This is a genomic window from Mycobacterium timonense (assembly GCF_025821985.1).
Taxonomy (GTDB): Bacteria; Actinomycetota; Actinomycetes; order Mycobacteriales; family Mycobacteriaceae; genus Mycobacterium; species Mycobacterium avium.
The window spans coordinates 1-16,316 of sequence record NZ_JACKSY010000036.1 but is presented as its reverse complement, the minus strand read 5'-3'; the positions used below and the strand labels follow the sequence as shown (position 1 = coordinate 16,316).

General features: G+C 65.6%; 14 protein-coding genes. 12 read left to right on the top strand and 2 right to left on the bottom strand.

The annotated features are described in order from the left end of the window. The first annotated feature begins 163 nt into the window (after nt 1–163). From H7I87_RS10060 to H7I87_RS10035, 6 genes are all read left to right on the top strand, one after another. Complete coding sequence (locus H7I87_RS10060; protein WP_083071577.1) at nt 164–1,405, top strand: CaiB/BaiF CoA transferase family protein; 1,242 nt, start codon at nt 164–166, stop codon at nt 1,403–1,405. Beyond that, complete coding sequence (locus H7I87_RS10055; RefSeq protein ID WP_083071576.1) at nt 1,402–2,430, top strand: TIGR03617 family F420-dependent LLM class oxidoreductase; 1,029 nt, start codon at nt 1,402–1,404, stop codon at nt 2,428–2,430. Before H7I87_RS10060 ends, H7I87_RS10055 begins: the two co-directional genes overlap by 4 nt. Then, nucleotides 2,417–3,259, top strand: coding sequence for an enoyl-CoA hydratase/isomerase family protein (locus H7I87_RS10050; protein ID WP_083071575.1), 843 nt, complete (start codon nt 2,417–2,419; stop codon nt 3,257–3,259). Before H7I87_RS10055 ends, H7I87_RS10050 begins: the two co-directional genes overlap by 14 nt. Nucleotides 3,260–3,471: 212 nt before the next feature. Next, entirely contained in the window at nt 3,472–4,626 is a 1,155-nt protein-coding gene (locus H7I87_RS10045) for an acyl-CoA dehydrogenase family protein (RefSeq protein ID WP_083071574.1), read from the top strand. Nucleotides 4,627–4,678: 52 nt separating this feature from the next. Continuing rightward, complete coding sequence (locus tag H7I87_RS10040) at nt 4,679–6,250, top strand: aldehyde dehydrogenase family protein (RefSeq protein WP_208618399.1); 1,572 nt, start codon at nt 4,679–4,681, stop codon at nt 6,248–6,250. Next, nucleotides 6,247–7,200 carry an SMP-30/gluconolactonase/LRE family protein gene (locus H7I87_RS10035; RefSeq protein WP_083071572.1) on the top strand — a complete coding sequence of 318 codons (954 nt, stop codon included), beginning with the start codon at nt 6,247–6,249 and terminating at the stop codon, nt 7,198–7,200. The genes H7I87_RS10040 and H7I87_RS10035 overlap by 4 nt, the downstream gene beginning before the upstream one ends. 12 nt (nt 7,201–7,212) lie before the next feature. Here the strand turns inward: H7I87_RS10035 and H7I87_RS10030 are convergent, their stop codons facing one another. Continuing rightward, nucleotides 7,213–8,037 carry an enoyl-CoA hydratase/isomerase family protein gene (locus H7I87_RS10030; RefSeq protein ID WP_083071571.1) on the bottom strand — a complete coding sequence of 275 codons (825 nt, stop codon included), beginning with the start codon at nt 8,035–8,037 and terminating at the stop codon, nt 7,213–7,215. A 46-nt stretch (nt 8,038–8,083) separates the two neighbouring features. After that, nucleotides 8,084–8,917, bottom strand: a complete 834-nt coding sequence (locus tag H7I87_RS10025) for an isocitrate lyase/PEP mutase family protein (protein ID WP_083071570.1) — start codon at nt 8,915–8,917, stop codon at nt 8,084–8,086. Between the two features lie 600 nt (nt 8,918–9,517). Between H7I87_RS10025 and H7I87_RS10020 the strand changes: the two genes are divergently transcribed. The 6 genes from H7I87_RS10020 (at nt 9,518) to H7I87_RS09995 (ending at nt 16,173) form a co-directional block, all read left to right on the top strand. Then, entirely contained in the window at nt 9,518–10,699 is a 1,182-nt protein-coding gene (locus H7I87_RS10020; protein ID WP_083071569.1) for an amidohydrolase family protein, read from the top strand. Between the two features lie 84 nt (nt 10,700–10,783). Then, nucleotides 10,784–11,620, top strand: coding sequence for a mycofactocin-coupled SDR family oxidoreductase (locus tag H7I87_RS10015; RefSeq protein ID WP_083071568.1), 837 nt, complete (start codon nt 10,784–10,786; stop codon nt 11,618–11,620). Next, entirely contained in the window at nt 11,617–12,843 is a 1,227-nt protein-coding gene (locus tag H7I87_RS10010; RefSeq protein WP_083071567.1) for an acyl-CoA dehydrogenase family protein, read from the top strand. The genes H7I87_RS10015 and H7I87_RS10010 overlap by 4 nt, the downstream gene beginning before the upstream one ends. Before the next feature lie 5 nt (nt 12,844–12,848). Then, nucleotides 12,849–13,616 (top strand): enoyl-CoA hydratase-related protein, encoded by a 768-nt coding sequence (locus tag H7I87_RS10005; RefSeq protein ID WP_225342606.1) that lies wholly within the window; start codon nt 12,849–12,851, stop codon nt 13,614–13,616. Then, on the top strand, nt 13,613–14,539 hold the full coding sequence (locus tag H7I87_RS10000; RefSeq protein WP_083071565.1) for a VOC family protein: 927 nt from the start codon (nt 13,613–13,615) through the stop codon (nt 14,537–14,539). Before H7I87_RS10005 ends, H7I87_RS10000 begins: the two co-directional genes overlap by 4 nt. After that, on the top strand, nt 14,536–16,173 hold the full coding sequence (locus tag H7I87_RS09995) for an AMP-binding protein (protein ID WP_083071564.1): 1,638 nt from the start codon (nt 14,536–14,538) through the stop codon (nt 16,171–16,173). The genes H7I87_RS10000 and H7I87_RS09995 overlap by 4 nt, the downstream gene beginning before the upstream one ends. Nucleotides 16,174–16,316: the final 143 nt, after the last annotated feature.

Here is a 16,316-nt window from a genome sequence, read left to right as displayed (position 1 = left end):
TCGTTCCCGAATACCGGGCCCTCGTGTGCCGGCGGCCCGGCGAGTCCGCCGGTCAGCATCGCGCGATGACCGCCACGCCGAACTGTGCCCGCGGTGGCGCGGCAAGGTGGCTAACAAATGACGGCGGGACGGTAGGTCCCCAACAGACCCCAAGGATGGTGTCATGATCGAGCTCTTGCGGAATGTGCGTGTGCTGGAATGCACGGTGCTGCCGACCGGCGATCAGGCGGGGCGCCTGCTCGGCGACCTGGGCGCACAAAGCATCAAGATCGAACAGCCCGGAATCGGAGACTACATCCGTGACCTCGGCGACATGATGGCCCCGCGTCACAGCACAACTCACATGTTGATCAACCGGCATAAGCGGAGCATTACGCTAAACCTGCGTACCGACGCCGGACGCGAGGTCTTCTACAAGATCCTGCCCACCATCGACATCTTCGTGGACGGGTTCGCCGGCGATGCGTGCGAACGGCTTGGCGTGGGCTACGAGGCCCAACGCGCAGTTAAGCCCGACATCATCTACTGCCAGACCAACGGATTCGGCACCCGCGGTCCCTACGGTCAGATCCCAGTCCACGGCTACATGATGGGCGCCACCGCCGGTTCGACACAGCTGAAGGTACGCGAAGACGGACTGGTCCAGGAGGCCGTAGAGCCAAGCGATTTGAACTTCCCCGGGTACGTCGACGGCCCACTGATGGGCGGGCTGTTCGGCGCCTTCACCGCCCTCGCCGCGTTGAACTACCGCAACGAGACCGGCAAGGGTTGCTACATCGACTCGTCGGGCACCGACGCCACCCTGGCCGTGCAGTCGCTGGATGCTTCGTGCTTGTGGAACCGTGCGCGCACCGATCGTGGGATCAACCTGCCTCCCACCGTGGGCCAGGACCCGATGGAGCGTCCCAAGTACGCATTCTATGTCACCAAGGACGACAAGTTCGTCCTGCTCGCCGCCATCGAACACAAGTTCTGGGACAACTTCTGTGATGTGATCGAGCGGCCCGACCTGCGAGAGATGAAGTACTTGGATTCTCCGGTGGACTTCCGCAACCAGGGAGGTGACAAGAACTTGGCGCACATACTGCGACCGATCATGGCCTCTCGCACCCTGGCCGAGTGGATGGACATCGCCACCAAGTACGACATCCCGCTGAGCCCCGCCAACAGCGTCGAGGGGACCTTGCAGGATCCGCACCTGCGTGCGCGCGAGATCATCCACGAATCGGTCCACCCGGTAGCCGGGCCGTTCACTACTGTCGGCTGGCCTGCGCCAGTCGACGGCCAGCCCTTCGATGTCGAGCGCCATGCCCCGACCCTCGGCGAGCACACCGACGAGATACTCGCCGAGATCGGCTACTCCGCAGACGACATTCGCACACTGCGCGAGCAGGGGATTGTGTGAAGCTCGACGGCATCCTGTCCGCCCCCTCGTGGCCCCAAGTGGGTGCAACCGCGCGGCGGATGGAGGAGTTGGGCTTCGACGGCCTGCTCACAGCCGAGCTAACCCAGGACCCCTTCTTCCCACTAGCGCTGGCCACGGCAACTACCGAGCGGTTGGATCTCGGGACCTCCATCGCCGTGGCCTTTCCGCGCAGCCCCATGCACCTCGCCCAGGTCGGACGCGACCTTCAGACCAACTCTGGTGGCCGCTTCATCCTCGGGCTGGGCTCGCAGGTCAAGGCGCACGTCGAGCGCCGATATAGCGCCTCGTTCGATCGCCCGGCGGCCCGGATGCGCGAGATGGTGCTGGCGATCCGCGCGATCTGGGACTCGTGGGAGCACAGTACACCGCTTAACTTCGAGGGCGAGTTCTTCCGCCACACATTGATGACGCCGTTCTTCGACCCGGGCCCGAGCGGCCACGGACCGGCGCGGATCTTTGTCGCGGCCGTCGGGCCCCGGATGACCGAAGTCGCCGGCGAGGTGGCCGACGGCATGTTCGTGCACGGCTTCAGCACCGAACGCAACCTGCGCGAACGAACCCTGCCCGCATTGGAACGCGGCCTGCGCAAGTCCGGTCGCGGCAGAATCGACGTCGAGCTCTCGTACCCGCTGTTCGTGATTACGGGGGAGGACGAGGCCGAACTCGAGAAGGCCGACACGGCGGTGCGCGAGCAAATCGCCTTCTACGCCGCGACGCCGTCCTATCGATCGGTCCTCGAACTTCACGGATGGGGCGCGATCCAACCGCAGATGCAGATCCTCGCCAAGGACGGGCGGTGGAAGGAGATGGGCGCGCAACTGCCCTCCGAGCTTGTCGAGGCCTTCGCGGTCCGGGGCGCGGTGGACGAGCTGCCCTCGATCATCTCGGACCGCTATGGAGACATCATCGATCGGGTCTCGCTCTACGCGCCCTATCGACCTGAGCCCGAACGTTGGGCGGGTCTGGTCGCCGCACTCAAAGAGATGTCTGATGTCAAGCACTGAGCTCGGCGACGAGCCGGCCAGCAAAAAGTCCAACGCCGCGGTGCTGATCGAGTATCCCGCCGACGGGGTCACCGTGCTACGACTCAACCGCCCTCAGCGCCTCAACGCCATCAACAGCGAGCTCATCGACTGTCTACTCGACGCGGTCGATGCCGTCCGTCGCGACCGGCACTGCCGTGCTGTGGTGCTCACCGGAGCGGGTCGCGGATTCTGCGCCGGGGCCGATCTCGAGGGATACGGCACGCCGCGCGGCTGGGAAGACCCCCGTAAGCTGCGGCTTAACTACGCGGTCCAGGAGCACCTAGCCACCGCGGTGACCTCGTTGACCGATCTGCACGTACCGGTCATCGCCGCGGTCAATGGTCCTGCGGCCGGTGGCGGGATGGCGCTGGCGGTCGCCGCAGACATGCGCATCGTGAGCACCCGCGCGACCTTCAACGTGGCCTTCATCAAGGTCGGTTTGTCGGGATGCGACCTGGGATTGTCCTGGCTGTTGCCGCGGACGGTCGGTACCGGACGGGCCTTCGAGCTGATGCTGACGGGCCGCAAGGTCGATGCCGACGAGGCCGTCCGGATCGGGCTGGCCAATCGCGTAGTGGCACAGGATCGCCTACTTGACGAAGCGCTGGAGACCGCCGCGCTGATAGCGGCGAACAGCCCGTGGGGGGTCCGGATGACTAAGCAAGTCATGTGGTCCCAGTTGGAGGTGGGGAGCCTACGGGCGGGAATGGAGCTGGAGAACAGAACTCAGGTGCTCAGCACGTACACGGGAGATGTCGCCGAGGCGATGGAGGCGTTCCAGGAGCGCCGACCGCCCGAATGGGCGTAAGGAGCCCGACGTTCAACGGCGCCGCAGACCACGGCACCAACCATTGACGGCCGTGAGGCGGACAAAGGTCCGCCGCACTGAGAGAAGAAGGTTGTGGCAACAGCCTCTTGTGGAGCGTGAAACGCAATGGCCGTCACACTATGAGCCCCCTTTAATAGGGTACTGTTTCGTGGAAAGGTGACCGGACGCTGAATTCCCCTGGGTGGTCCAACATGATCGACTTCATGCCGAGCGACGAGCAGCAGGCGCTTGTTGAGCTGGTGCGCAAGCTGATGGATCGGCACGCTACCGAGGAGTACATCAGTCGCCTCGACCGCGAGGGTGCGTATCCGTACGAGTTGTGGCAGGAATGGGCTGCCGCCGGCCTGCTGGGCCTGCCCTTCCCGGAAGAGTACGGCGGGCAGGGCGGCTCGGTGATGGACTTCATCCTGGTCGCCGAGGTCATGGGCTATTGGGGTTACGACATGATCGGCGTCTACGGGACTCCGTTGTTCATGGGTCTGAACGTGCTGCATCACGGGACTGAGCAGCAACGGGAGCGTTGGCTGTCGCCGTTGCTGCGAGGTGAACGTCGGTTCAGCGTCGCAATGACCGAGCCCGGAGCTGGATCCGATGCCGGCGCGATGCGGACGACGGCAGTGCATGATGGCGGCGTGTGGCGTCTTAACGGCGAGAAGGTCTATGCCAGTGGCGCCGGCGTGGAGAACACGACCGTGTGTCTCTATGCGAAGACTGCACCGGGAGTGCGCCACCAGGAGGGTATTACCTGCTTTCTGGTGCCGAACGACACGCCTGGCCTCCAGATTCGCCCCATAGAGACGCTCGGTCGGCATCTGTATCCCACGACCCAGATACTTCTCACGGATGTCGAGATCCCCGCTGACCAGGTGCTCGGCGCTGTGAACGGCGGCTGGGACGTATTGCTTTCGGGGCTGCAGCTCGAGCGGCTCGCTACGTCGGCAGCGTATGTGGGCAATGCGCGCGCGGTTGTCGACTACGCCGTGGACTACGCAAAGAATCGGGTCCAGTTCGGCAAGCGGATCGGTGATTTTCAGGCCATCTCGCACATGTTGGCCGATATGCACACAGTGGTCGAGGCGGCACGCGTGCTCATGCTGCGGGCTGCCTGGGCCTACGACCGCGGAGGAGACGCCCTGATTGATATCTCCATGGCCAAGCTCTTTGGTTCGGAGACATTTATGGACGTCGCTAATAAAGGGATGCAGATCCTAGGAGGCTACGGCTACTCCATGGAGTTTCCGATGCAACGTCACTTCCGGGCGGCGCGGGGTGCGACGATCACGGCCGGCACGTCGCAGATGCAGCGCCAGCTGATTGCCCGCAAGCTGGGGTTCAAGCCCACCTGAGCGTCTTGCGTTTGATCGCTCGGCGCACAGGCCGCTGGCTTCCCTCGTTGACATGCCCGACGCAGCGGCGAAGCATAGGCCAAAAATAGAGGATACTAGTTTTCTTTTCTGGTTCGGGAAGGTCCCGCTTGTGACAAGCACTATTGCCGGTGCGCTGCCGATCGCCGACGCGTCGCGCGAGAAGCTGAACCGTCATATCGGGAATTTCATCTACGGCGAGATCCGCCCTGCCGTCAGCGGAAAGACGATGCCGGTCATCGAGCCATCGACCGGAGAAGCTGTTGCTGAAGCCTCCGACAGCGGGCCGCGGGACGTCGATGTCGCCGCCACGGCGGCTCGCACGGCGTTCGACGACGGTCGCTGGCGGACACTTCCACCGTTTCAGAAGGAGGCGGTGCTGCGCCGGTTCGCTGAACTGGTTGGGGCCAACCGCGAAGTCTTCATGGACCTCGACATGGTTGACAACGGCATGCCGCGCGTCGTCGCCGAGTACCACGTCAGTCTGCAAGACGAGGTACTCAATTACTACGCCGGGTGGCCGTCCAAGCTCGACGGCACGGTGCACCCGTCCGACGACGGCGTACTCGTATTCACGAAGAAGAATCCGGTGGGCGTCGTCGCGGCCATCGTGCCATGGAACGGGCCGGCGACATCAGCGCTGTGGAAGGTCGCACCCGCGCTGGCTGCAGGCAACAGCGTCGTCCTCAAACCGGCCGAGCACACGCCGATGTCAGGGTTGTTCCTCGCCGAGTTGGCGATCGAGGCGGGTGTACCGCCCGGGGTGTTCAATGTCGTGCAAGGCGCCGGTGCGGTCGCCGGCGCCGCCCTGGTCGAGCATCGAGCCATCGACAAGATCACGTTCACGGGCTCGACGGCCACTGGACGGGCGATCTTGCACGCGGCCGCAGCCAGCTTCAAGCGGGTGACGCTGGAACTCGGCGGCAAGTCGCCGAACATCGTGTTCGCCGACGCCGACCTCGAAGCAGCCGCTCAGGGCGCCCTGGCTACCGCGTGGGCCAACAGCGGCCAGACCTGCATTTCCGGTTCACGTCTGATCGTGGAACGCCCGGTGCACGACGCGCTGCTGGATAAACTGATCACCTACACCAAGGCCGGCATCACGCTCGGCAACGGCTTTGACCCCAACACCACCATGGGCCCGTTAATCTCAGCCCCGCAGCTCGAGCGGGTCTGCGGCTACATCGAGCTCGGCAAACGGGAGGGCGCGTCGCTGGCTCTCGGCGGCGACCGCTGGGGCGATCGTGGCTACTTCGTGAATCCGACGATCTTCGCCGGCGTCCGCAATGACATGCGCATCGCCCGCGAGGAGATCTTCGGCCCGGTGCTCTCGGTGATCCCCTTCGATACCGAAGAGGAGGCATTCGCGATCGGCAACGACACCGATTACGGCCTCGGCGGCGCCCTATGGACACGCGATGTGGATCGTGCATTGCGTGGAGCGGCGGCGATCCACGCCGGGACGGTCTGGGTGAACACGTATGCCGAGTTGCAGAGCAACGTCGGCTTCGGTGGAGTCAGACAGTCCGGGCTGGGCCGCGAACTCGGCGCCGGCGGCATCGACGCCATGACCGAGACAAAGACCGTGTACATGCGGCATAGATGACTGGTCCGCAGGCTGGCACCGAACTCGCTGTGGGCCTTCGATTCCCCGAGAGTCCGCTGTGGTGCCCGGACGGCGCTGTCGTTGTGGTCGAGATCGAATCGGGACGGGTTGTCTCGGTACGAGAGGGCGCCATCTCGGTGGTCGCGGAATGCGGTGGTGGTCCGAATGCGGTCGCTTTTGGACCGGACGGCGCGCTGTACGTCGCGAACAACGGCGGGCTGTCCTTTAGCGAGGTGCCCGCGCGGGGCTGGTTGTTCCCGGGGGATCGCGCTACGGACTGGCCAGGTGGAAGCGTGCAGCGTGTCGACCCAGCCAGCGGCGCAGTCACCGTCCTCTACGACGCATTTCAGGAACGCCGGCTGCGGGCGCCGTGCGACCTGGTCTTCGACGGCACCGGCGGCTTCTGGTTCACCGATCACGGGCACAGCTACGGTGAGATACGCGAGTGGGGATGTGTCTACTATGCGCGGGCGGACGGCAGTTCGCTGACCCAGGTGTTGCCCCGCATGGACTCGCCGAACGGCATCGGCCTGGCGCCGGACGGCACAGCACTGTACGTCGCCGAAACCAACCCGGCCCGTCTGTGGGCATTCGCGCTGTCCGAACCCGGGGTCCTCGACCCGGCACGGCACGCCGCGCACCGGCAGCCGCGCTACGGCGGGCGGGTACTGCACGGTATGGGCGGCTACCACCTGTTCGATTCGCTCGCCGTCGACGCGCACGGCAACGTGAACGTCGCGACGATGGGCGAGCACACCGGCATAGCTGTGGTATCCCCGGACGGCGGGCTGATGACGTTCGTCGACGTCGACGACCCGGCGGTCACCAACCTCTGCTTCGGCGGCCCGGGCCTGCGCACGGCGTTCGTCACGCTTGCGGCCAGCGGACGGGTGGTGGCCATCGAGTGGCCACGGCCTGGCCTGCGGCTGGCCCACCAGGAGTACGTGTGAGGTCCGGCGCCGCTACCCCGTCGGGCTGACGCCGACGCGCCCGGCCGATGGAAAAACCGGGCTACGTTTCTCCAGATGTGATGCCAGCCCTTCCGCGGCGTCCGGGCCGGCGAATTGCTGGAACTCGTAGGCCAGGCTGGCCTCGAATATCCCCGTTTGCGCGCGGAACCAATGGTTGAGCACCTGCTTGGTCGCCCGGATTGCGTCCTGGGAGCCGCCGGCGAGCTGTTGCGCGGTCGCGAGCGCTCGGGCAGGCACCTCGTCGTCCTCGACGCACAGACTGACCAGACCGATGCGCTCGGCCTCCTCCCCGGAGAGCGGGTCGCAGGTCAGTAGCAGGTACTTCGCCTTGGCCATTCCGCACATCAATGGCCAGGCCAGGGCGGCGTGATCGCCGGCGGCGACGCCAAGTCGGGTGTGGCCGTCGACGAGCCGGGCGCGCTTCCCAACGATGGAGACATCGGCCATGATGCCGAGGACCAGACCAGCGCCGACCGCCGGGCCGTGCATGGCCGAGACGATCGGCTTGCTGCAGTTGATGATGTTGAGCACTAGGTCGCGGGCCTCGCGCATGACACGCGTCCTCGCCTCGGCGCTAGTCGTCAGTGAGTGGATGAAGTCGAAGTTGCCCCCGGAGGAGAAGCCCTTGCCCGCCCCGCGGATCAGTACGACGCGGGTCAGCGGGTCGGCGTCGATCTCCGGCCAGACGTCGGCAAGTTCACGGTGCACACTCGCGGTCACTGAGTTCAAGCCGGGCGCGTCTAGTGTCAGCCGGAGCACGCCGTCGGACGGGCGGTCGAACGTCAGCTCGCGCGGTGCGTCAAGGATGGTGTCCATTGGCAAGAGACCTTTCTTTGTTCGGGTCTTTGTTTCGGGTTGTCAGTCAGTGTTCAAGTGTCTGCCAGCGGTTCGCCAGGTGACGGTACGTAGCGTCGCTCACGAGGTCGGCGAAGCCTTCCGGCTCACCGTAGGCGTCGCGTCCGACCCGGCCGCGGCTCTCGATGCAGTCGATCAGCTCGTGCTGGGCACGCATGAGTCCGGGCAGCGAGATGCCCGCGAACAGGTCGACGGCGAGCCCCGCCTCGCGGGCGCGCTCGACGGGCACGTTGATGTCGAGGACCGGGATCGGCACCGCGTCGATGACCGCGCGCAGGTCATCGACGCGGCCGATCGCCGGAGCCATGAATACATCGGCGCCCTCGTCGGCGAAGGCTTGCCCGCGCCGAATCGTCTCGTCGATGCCGCCTTTGTTGACCCGCTCGTCGGTGCGGGCGATGATCAGGAACTCGTCGGTGCGCCGCGCGGCAACCGCGGTGCCGATCCGGGCGCGCATGACGTCGAGTGGGATGAGCTCGTCGTCGCCTGTGAACAGGTGTTTGGGGTTGGTGGTGTCCTCGAGGTGGATCGCTGCGATGCCGGCATGCTCGAAGTCGCGCACGCACCGGTGCACGTTGAGGATCGTCTCGCCGCCTTGGTCGGCGTCGACGATCAAGGGGATGTCGATTGCGGCGGTGATGTGGGCTGCCTGGTCGAGGATCTCCCGCGTGGACACTAGCCCGTGGTCGGGCAGTCCAGCGTTGAGCGCAGCCACCGTCGAGCCGCCCAAGTAGGTAGCTCGATAGCCGCGGGCCGCGACGATGCGGGCCGACAGGACGTCGTGGCACTCGACGACGATTAGGGGGCCCTGCTCGTTCAGCAGGGATCGCAGGCTAGGCACATTGACCTTCTGGCCGTCAGGTCAACTGGTTCAGAGGAGCGATCCCGCCCCGGGATGCCGGCTTCAAGTTATCGGCGGGACAGGCCCATTGCGTCCCGGTCGGCGCCCTGTTGACGCCCGGGCGATAGCGCGCCAATGACCCCGATTTTGACGGCACCGGCCACCACCTCGCCATGCGTTGCCGCCTTTCGATGTCTTTTCGATGTCATTTCGAAGTCATGTCGCGCCGACCGACGTCGAACCCCTACCCGGCCAACGCGCACGCCCTGGGATCTTCGTCACAATATCCTAAAATAGGATACTATCACTGGGTCAGCGCGTCGGGTTCTCCGCGGATCGGCCCACCGTTAGGGTGGTGCGACGCGGGCACGCCGAGGCGTGCTGAAGCAGGATAAAACTCCAGTTCACAGCCATGATCTACCTCATGGCATGTCGCGGTCGGACGATCGTGCGGCGTGCCCCGGCGGTTAGCCGCCGGGCCTATCGTTGCGTCTAGACAGGACACCTGAATGCGATCTAGAGTGCTGAAAATCACCACGACGAACTATCTGTTGTCCGCGCCCGCGAGCCACAAGGCGCACCACTCTCTTGGAGGCTGATATGGGTTCCGGCGACAAACTGGCCTTCTTCGACTGTGACCAGCACTATTACGAGCCGGTCGACGCGTTCACGCGCCACTTGCCCAAAGATTGGGGCGAGCGGACCGTCCAGGTCGCCACGATCGACGGCCGCACTCGCTATGTCGTCGCCGGGAGAGTCGACTACACGGTCTCGAACCCGACGTTCGACCCGATCGTCAAACCGGGCGTCATGGAGCAGTTTTTCCGCGGAAACCCGGCGAGGAAGGAGTTGCGCGAGTACCTCGCCGAGCGCGAGCCGCTGCCCGACTACTACATCGACCGTGACGCGCGCATCGTCAAACTCGACGAACAGCAGATCGACCGGACGTGGATGCTGCCGACGTTGGGCATGGGCATAGAGGCTGGCCTGGAGGACGACCCAGAGGCCGCCGGTGTGGCATTCAAAGCGTTCAACCGCTACTTGTTGGACGACTGGGGTTTCGATCACCTGCGCCGCATCTACACCGCGCCCTACCTTGCCTTCGGTGACGTCCGGGCGTGCGTTGGGGAGATCGAATTCGGTCTGGAGAACGGCGCGAAGATCTTCGTCGTGCGCCCGCAGGCGGTGCACACGCCGGACGGTTGGAAATCTCCCGGCGATCCTTACTTCGACCCGATCTGGGCTCGACTCGACGAGGCCGGCGTGACGCTGGTGGTCCACATCGCAGAAGTCTCAGGCGCCGGTCTGGACAAATACCTGCCCTACCAGGGCAACATCATCAACGTCGCCGAACCGGCGCTGCAGACCGCCGTGGGTCACGATCGCCCCATCGGCAACTACCTGGGCGCGATCACCTGCGATCGCGTGTTCGAGCGGTTTCCCAACGTGCGCGTCGCATCGGTCGAGAACGGCGCCGAGTTCCTGCCGCTGCTGCTGGCTGGGCTCAACCGCGCCGGCTTTCAGCGGCCCAACTACTTCGCATCCGATCCCGTGCAGCAGTTCAAGGACCATGTTTGGGTAGCTCCCTTCTGGGAGGACGACCTGCTCGAAACCGTGGGGCACATCGGCGTCGACCGGGTCCTGTTCGGCTCCGACTACCCGCACCCTGAGGGTCTCGCCGAACCGCGGCACTACGAAAAGGTGGCCGCTGAGCTCGATGATGCGGAGTCGATCCGCAAGGTCATGTACCGAAACACCGCCGCGCTCACCGGAGTCAACTGAGGCCCCGACGCCAGGGCGCGTCATCCGGCCACCGGGTCGCCGCGTTCGTGGCGGTCATCCATAACCGCAGGGAAGGAGGGCCCGATGGGAAAGTTCGAAGGCAAGGTCGCCTTCGTCACCGGTGGGGCGCGCGGCCAGGGCCGCGCCCATGCCGCCAAGCTATCGGCCGAGGGCGCTGACATTGTCACCATCGACATCCTTGAAGACATCCCGACCGTCCGGAACCAAGGCGCACGCCAGGAGGATCTGGACGAGACGGTGAACCTGGTCGAGAAGCAGGGCCGGCGTGTCGTCACGCATAAGGGCGACGTTCGTGACCTCGTGGCGGTGCAGGCCGCCGTCGACAAGGGCCTCGATGCGTTCGGCCGCATCGACATCATCATCGCTCAGGCCGGGGTGATGGCAGTCCCGCGCTTTATGTGGGAGTTCTCCGAGGAGGAATGGCACGCCACCATTGACATCAACCTCAACGGTGTCTGGAACGCGGTGAAGGCCGCCGTACCCGCCATGATCGAGGCCGATCGCGGCGGCTCGATCGTCATGACCTCGTCGGTCGCCGGTGTGAAGGGTTACCCGACGTACGGCAACTACGTCGCTGCCAAGCACGGCGTGCTCGGCATCATGAAGACCCTCGCGCAGGAACTCGGGCCAAAGAACATCCGGGTCAACGCGATCCTCCCGTCGACGGTGAACACGCCGATGGTGCAGTACCAGGAGTTCTGGCGGGCGCTGCGTCCTGAGCTCGATGACCCGACCATCGACGACGCGCGGGTGTGGTTTGACCAGTCGGTCCTGCTGCCTGGCGCCGGCCTGGTCGAGCCCGAGGATATTGCCAATGCTGCCGCGTTTCTGTGTTCGGACGACGCCCGGTTCGTCACCGGCATGGACTTTCGCGTCGACGCGGGGTTCTACATCAAATGAGTTCCGACGCCGACGCGGGGGGCCTCGGGCCCGTCCTGGATGGCCTCGAGGACTTCCTGGTCAGCGAGGTCGACCAGCTTCACGAAGAAAACGCCTGGCTCGATGACCAGCGTGAAGTCTACGACCGGCAAGGCCGCTACACGCCCGCGGTCTTGGAGCTAGTGCGCCACGTGCGCGGCCGGTCTGCTGCGGCGGGCTATTACACGATGGCCTTGCCGTCGATCATCGGCGGTTCCGACCTCGGCTTCCTTGGCGCCTTCCTGGCCTGGGAGCGGTTGTTCCTGCACTGTGGACCCAAGCGCTGGCTCGGGCACTACGCGCTGGCGCATTGGTCAAAGGGGCCCAATCCACTTCTGCGCCATCTTCCGCAGGCCGTGCGAGACGCTGTGCTGCCCGGACTGATCTCGGGCAACCAGAGCATGTGCTTCGCGATGTCGGAGCCCGAGGCGGGCAGCGACGCGTGGATGCTGAGAACCCGCGCTCAGCGCGTCGAGGGCGGCTGGCGGATCAACGGCGCCAAGCAATGGATCAGCAATGGAACCAACGCCGATTGGGCGATCGTGGTGGCAGTCACTGACCCGGCTGCTGTCGCGGCACGCCGTGGTGGTGTCGGCTCCTTCCTCGTTGACGCCACTACACCCGGTTTTGTTCGTGCCGGCGTGAACCCGATGTTCGGCACGATCGGCTCGGACGAGGCCACTTTGCATTTCGACGACGTCTTCCTGCCGGAGGGTCACGTCATCGGCGACCCGGCGAAAGGGCTGACCGTCGCCATGGAGGGAGTGAGTTTCGGCCGCGTCTACAACTGCGCCAAGGCCATCGGCATCGGCACCTGGGCAATGCGCACGTCGCTCGATTACGCGCCCCTCCGGCACTCGTTCGGCCGCCCTTTGTCCGAACATCAGGCAATCGGCTTCGGCCTTGCCGACTCCGCGATCGAACTTCACGGTGCCCGACTCGTTGCCCTCGACGTTGCGCAGCGGCTCGACGCCGGCCGGCCGGCCCGCAAAGAGCTCGCGATGGCCAAGGTCGCGGCCACCACGGCCGGGCTAGCGGCCGTCGATCGTGCCGTCCAGAGCCACGGTGCGGCGGGCTTCACCAACGAGACCGGCCTGCCCAAGGCGTGGCAGATGCTGCGTACCTTGCGCGTCGCCGACGGTACCGACGAGATCTTGCGGAAGCAGGTCCTCGACCGGTTGCTGAAGGGCGACGTGGCGCTGTGAGCGTCATGGACGGACGTGCATCCGTCGTGTTCTCGGGCGAGGACGTGCACGCGACCCACCAGGACGGCGTCGCGACGATCAGTCTGGAGCGCCCGCCGGTCAACGCGTTGCGCACCCAGACGTGGGCCGAGCTGTCCGAGGCACTGGCCGACGCCGTTGCCTCCAAGCCCCACGCCATCGTGCTGCGATCGTCGCTGCCGACGATATTCTGCGCCGGCCTCGACCTCAAAGAGCCCCTCAGTGAGGCCGCTGCCCTCGAGACCCGGCAACGGCTGGTCACTACCACGCTCGCCAGCTACGCTGCCTGCCCGGTGCCCGTGATCGCGGCGCTCAGCGGCCCGGTCGTTGGCGGCGGTTGTTCGCTGGTCGCGCAGTGTGACATCCGCGTCGCGACCAGCGCGGCGTCGTTCGCGCTGGCCGAAATCGACGTCGGCCGCGCGGGCGGGGCCCGGCATCTGATGCGCCACCTCGATCAGGGCACCGTCCGGTGGATGGCGCTGACCGGGCGCCGGCTCGGGGCAGAGCAAGCACTGCTGCGCGGGCTCATCACGTTCCTCGTCGATGACGCCGATGCTGACGCCCTCGACATCGCCCGCTGCATTGCGGGCAAGGACCGTACCGCCGTGGAGTTGGTGAAGCGCTCACTCGACGTGGTCGAAAACCTACGTGTATCGGAGGGATACCAGATGGAACAGCAGGTCTCGGAGCTCCTCAAGTACCGTTCGCAGCTGAATATTCATGCGGAAGCCGCCACCTCGGAGCTGCCGCGATGATCGCTCCGGACATCGCCCTGCTCAACGCTGTCGACTGGGTCGTCGATGACCTGCCTGCAACCGCGGCCGATCTCGCGGCGCTGCTGCCCGGGCTCACGATGACCGGCGAGCTGCACCTGCCAGAGCATGGCTTCGACACGGTCTTCTATCGCAGCCCGCTGTCGATGGGCTTACTGCCCACCCGAGTGCAGCTGGTCGTCCTCTCCGACCCGGTGATTCCCGTGGGCCAGCCGTGCTGGGTGGCCCCGTTTGATCCGATGCAGCGGGCGCAGGGGCGGAGTCGCCTCCAGCGGGTTCACGGCACAGTGCTCGCGGTGCGCAACTTCAAGCAAACCGTCGCCTGGCTGGACGGCACGGAGGCGCCGTACTACCTGGAACACCCCTGCGAGCACCTGCCGTACCCCCGAATATGGCTGGGTTGGGGTGAAGGCGGCCGCAAGCGTGAGCCTGACGTCGACGGTGGGCTGTTCCTGGAGTTCATTCCCCTTGAGGTCTTCCCGTCGGTGGTACGCGACGCCGACGCCCATGCGCCGGGCGCCCTGGACTCTCCGGTGCGTGTCGCCGCTCGCACCGTTGTGGTCCCCGACCTCGAGGTGACGGTGGCGCAGTTGACGCAGGTACTCGGCCGCGGCCCTTCGGGGAAACTGCGCGACGACGTTCTCGGCCTCGACGGCGCACGGTATGCCTTCGGTCACGCGGGCAGTGCGGAACTAGTGGTGGCACAAGCGAGACCGGGCACGCCAGCCGGCCGCTACTTCGCCGACCAGGGGCCGGGAACGTACCTCACCACTTTCGCCGTGACGGACCCGGCGGGTGTCGTCGCCTCGGCGGACGCGGCGGGGTTCACGCCGGACGCCGATCGCGGTCTGCTCGTGCACGACAAGACGGGCATCCAGATCCAGGTAGCGGGAGCCGGCATATGATCGACGACACGGCGATGGTCGAGGACCAGACAGTCCGCGACCGGTTGCGCCACTGGGCGAAGGTGCAGCCGGAGAAGAACTTCCTGCAATGCGGTGGTGACTGGCTGACCTACGCCCAGGTATACGAACAGGTGCAGTCGGTGGCCGGCAACCTCCAGCGGCTCGGCGTGGCGAAAAGCCAACAGATCGCGTTCCTGCTGCCCAACCGCCTGGAGTTCGTGCTGCTGTTCCTGGCCTCGGCCGAGCTGGGCGTGCTGCAGGTGCCGCTGAACCCCTACCTCAAAGGCGAATTTCTCCGGCACCAGCTCGCCGACTCCGGTGCGAGCACGCTGGTCACCGACGGCGCGGGTATCGACCAGATACGCGAGCTGCGCGAGCCGTCGCCCGAGCTGCAAAGGATCGTGCTACTCGATTCCACCGGCGCCGGGCAGGATCCGCGGCCCGGCAGCGGCGTCCAGGTTGTTTCCTACGAAGCGCTCACGGTGCACGCTGACCCGCCCGTTGAGACGCCGCTGGCGCCGGGCGATCTCTGCTCGATCATGTACACCTCCGGCACGACCGGCCTACCCAAGGGCTGCATGATGAGCAACGGCTACTACCTCAACATCAGCCGTCAGCTCATCGAAGCCGAGTGGATCCGGCACGACGACGTGCTGCTGACCGCTTACCAACTGTTTCACACCAGCGGGCAAATCTATGGGGTGACCAACGTGCTGAACGTTGGTGCGTCGCTGGTGCTCGAGCCGTGGTTCAGCGCCTCGAGACATATGGCGCGAGTGCGCGAGACGGGCGCGACGGTCATCTACGGATCGGGCGCGATGGGCCTGGCGATCCTCGCCCAGCCACCGCATCCGGACGACGCGGCGAACAAACTGCGGCTGGCCATGTGGCTGCCGATGTCCGCTGAGAAGCAGGTCGAGTTCGAGTCGCGATTCGCCACACAGGTGTCGTCGGAAACCTACGGCCAGACCGAGGTGCTCATCCCGTCGATGACCCGGCTGTCCGACAGGCGTTGCCCTGGTACTGCCGGCAAGATATCGCCGTACTTTGACGTGCGGCTGGTCGACGACGAAGATTGCGAGCTCCCGCTCGGCAACGTCGGCGAGATCACGGTCCGTCCCCGGCGAGCGTTCGGCATGTTCTCGGGGTACTGGCGCAATCCCGAGGCCACCGCCCACAGCTGGCGCAACCTGTGGCACCACACCGGCGACTCGGCGCGCGCCGACGCCGACGGTTACCTCACCTTCGTCGATCGCAAAAAGGACTCCCTGCGCCGGCGCGGGGAGAACGTCTCGTCCATGGAACTCGAGCAGGCGATCCTCGCCCACCCCGACGTCGCCGAAGTCGCGGTACACGCCGTGAAGTCAGAGCTCAGCGAGGACGACATCAAGGCTTGCATCGTGCCGCGGGCGGGAGCTGCGCCGCTGGAGCCGAAGGAGCTCTTCGAGTTCTTCCGCACACACCTGCCCTACTTCGCCATCCCGCGCTACCTCGACATCCGCGCGGAGTTGCCCCGTAACCACATGGGTCGGGTCCTGAAGTTCCAGCTGATCGAGAGTGGCGTCACCTCCGACACCTGGGACTTCGACGCAATGGACCTCGTCATTCCCCGCGACGAACGCCGCAATACCTGATCCGGCGGCCGCCGGCCCTTCGAAAGGACTCTCAATGAAGATGTCAAGCCGCCGACTTGGTGATCGGGGGTGATTCGGGTTGCCAGGTGCGGTTGTCACGGATGAGGGCGTAAAGGACGTTGGTACGGCGTCGCGCCAGGCAG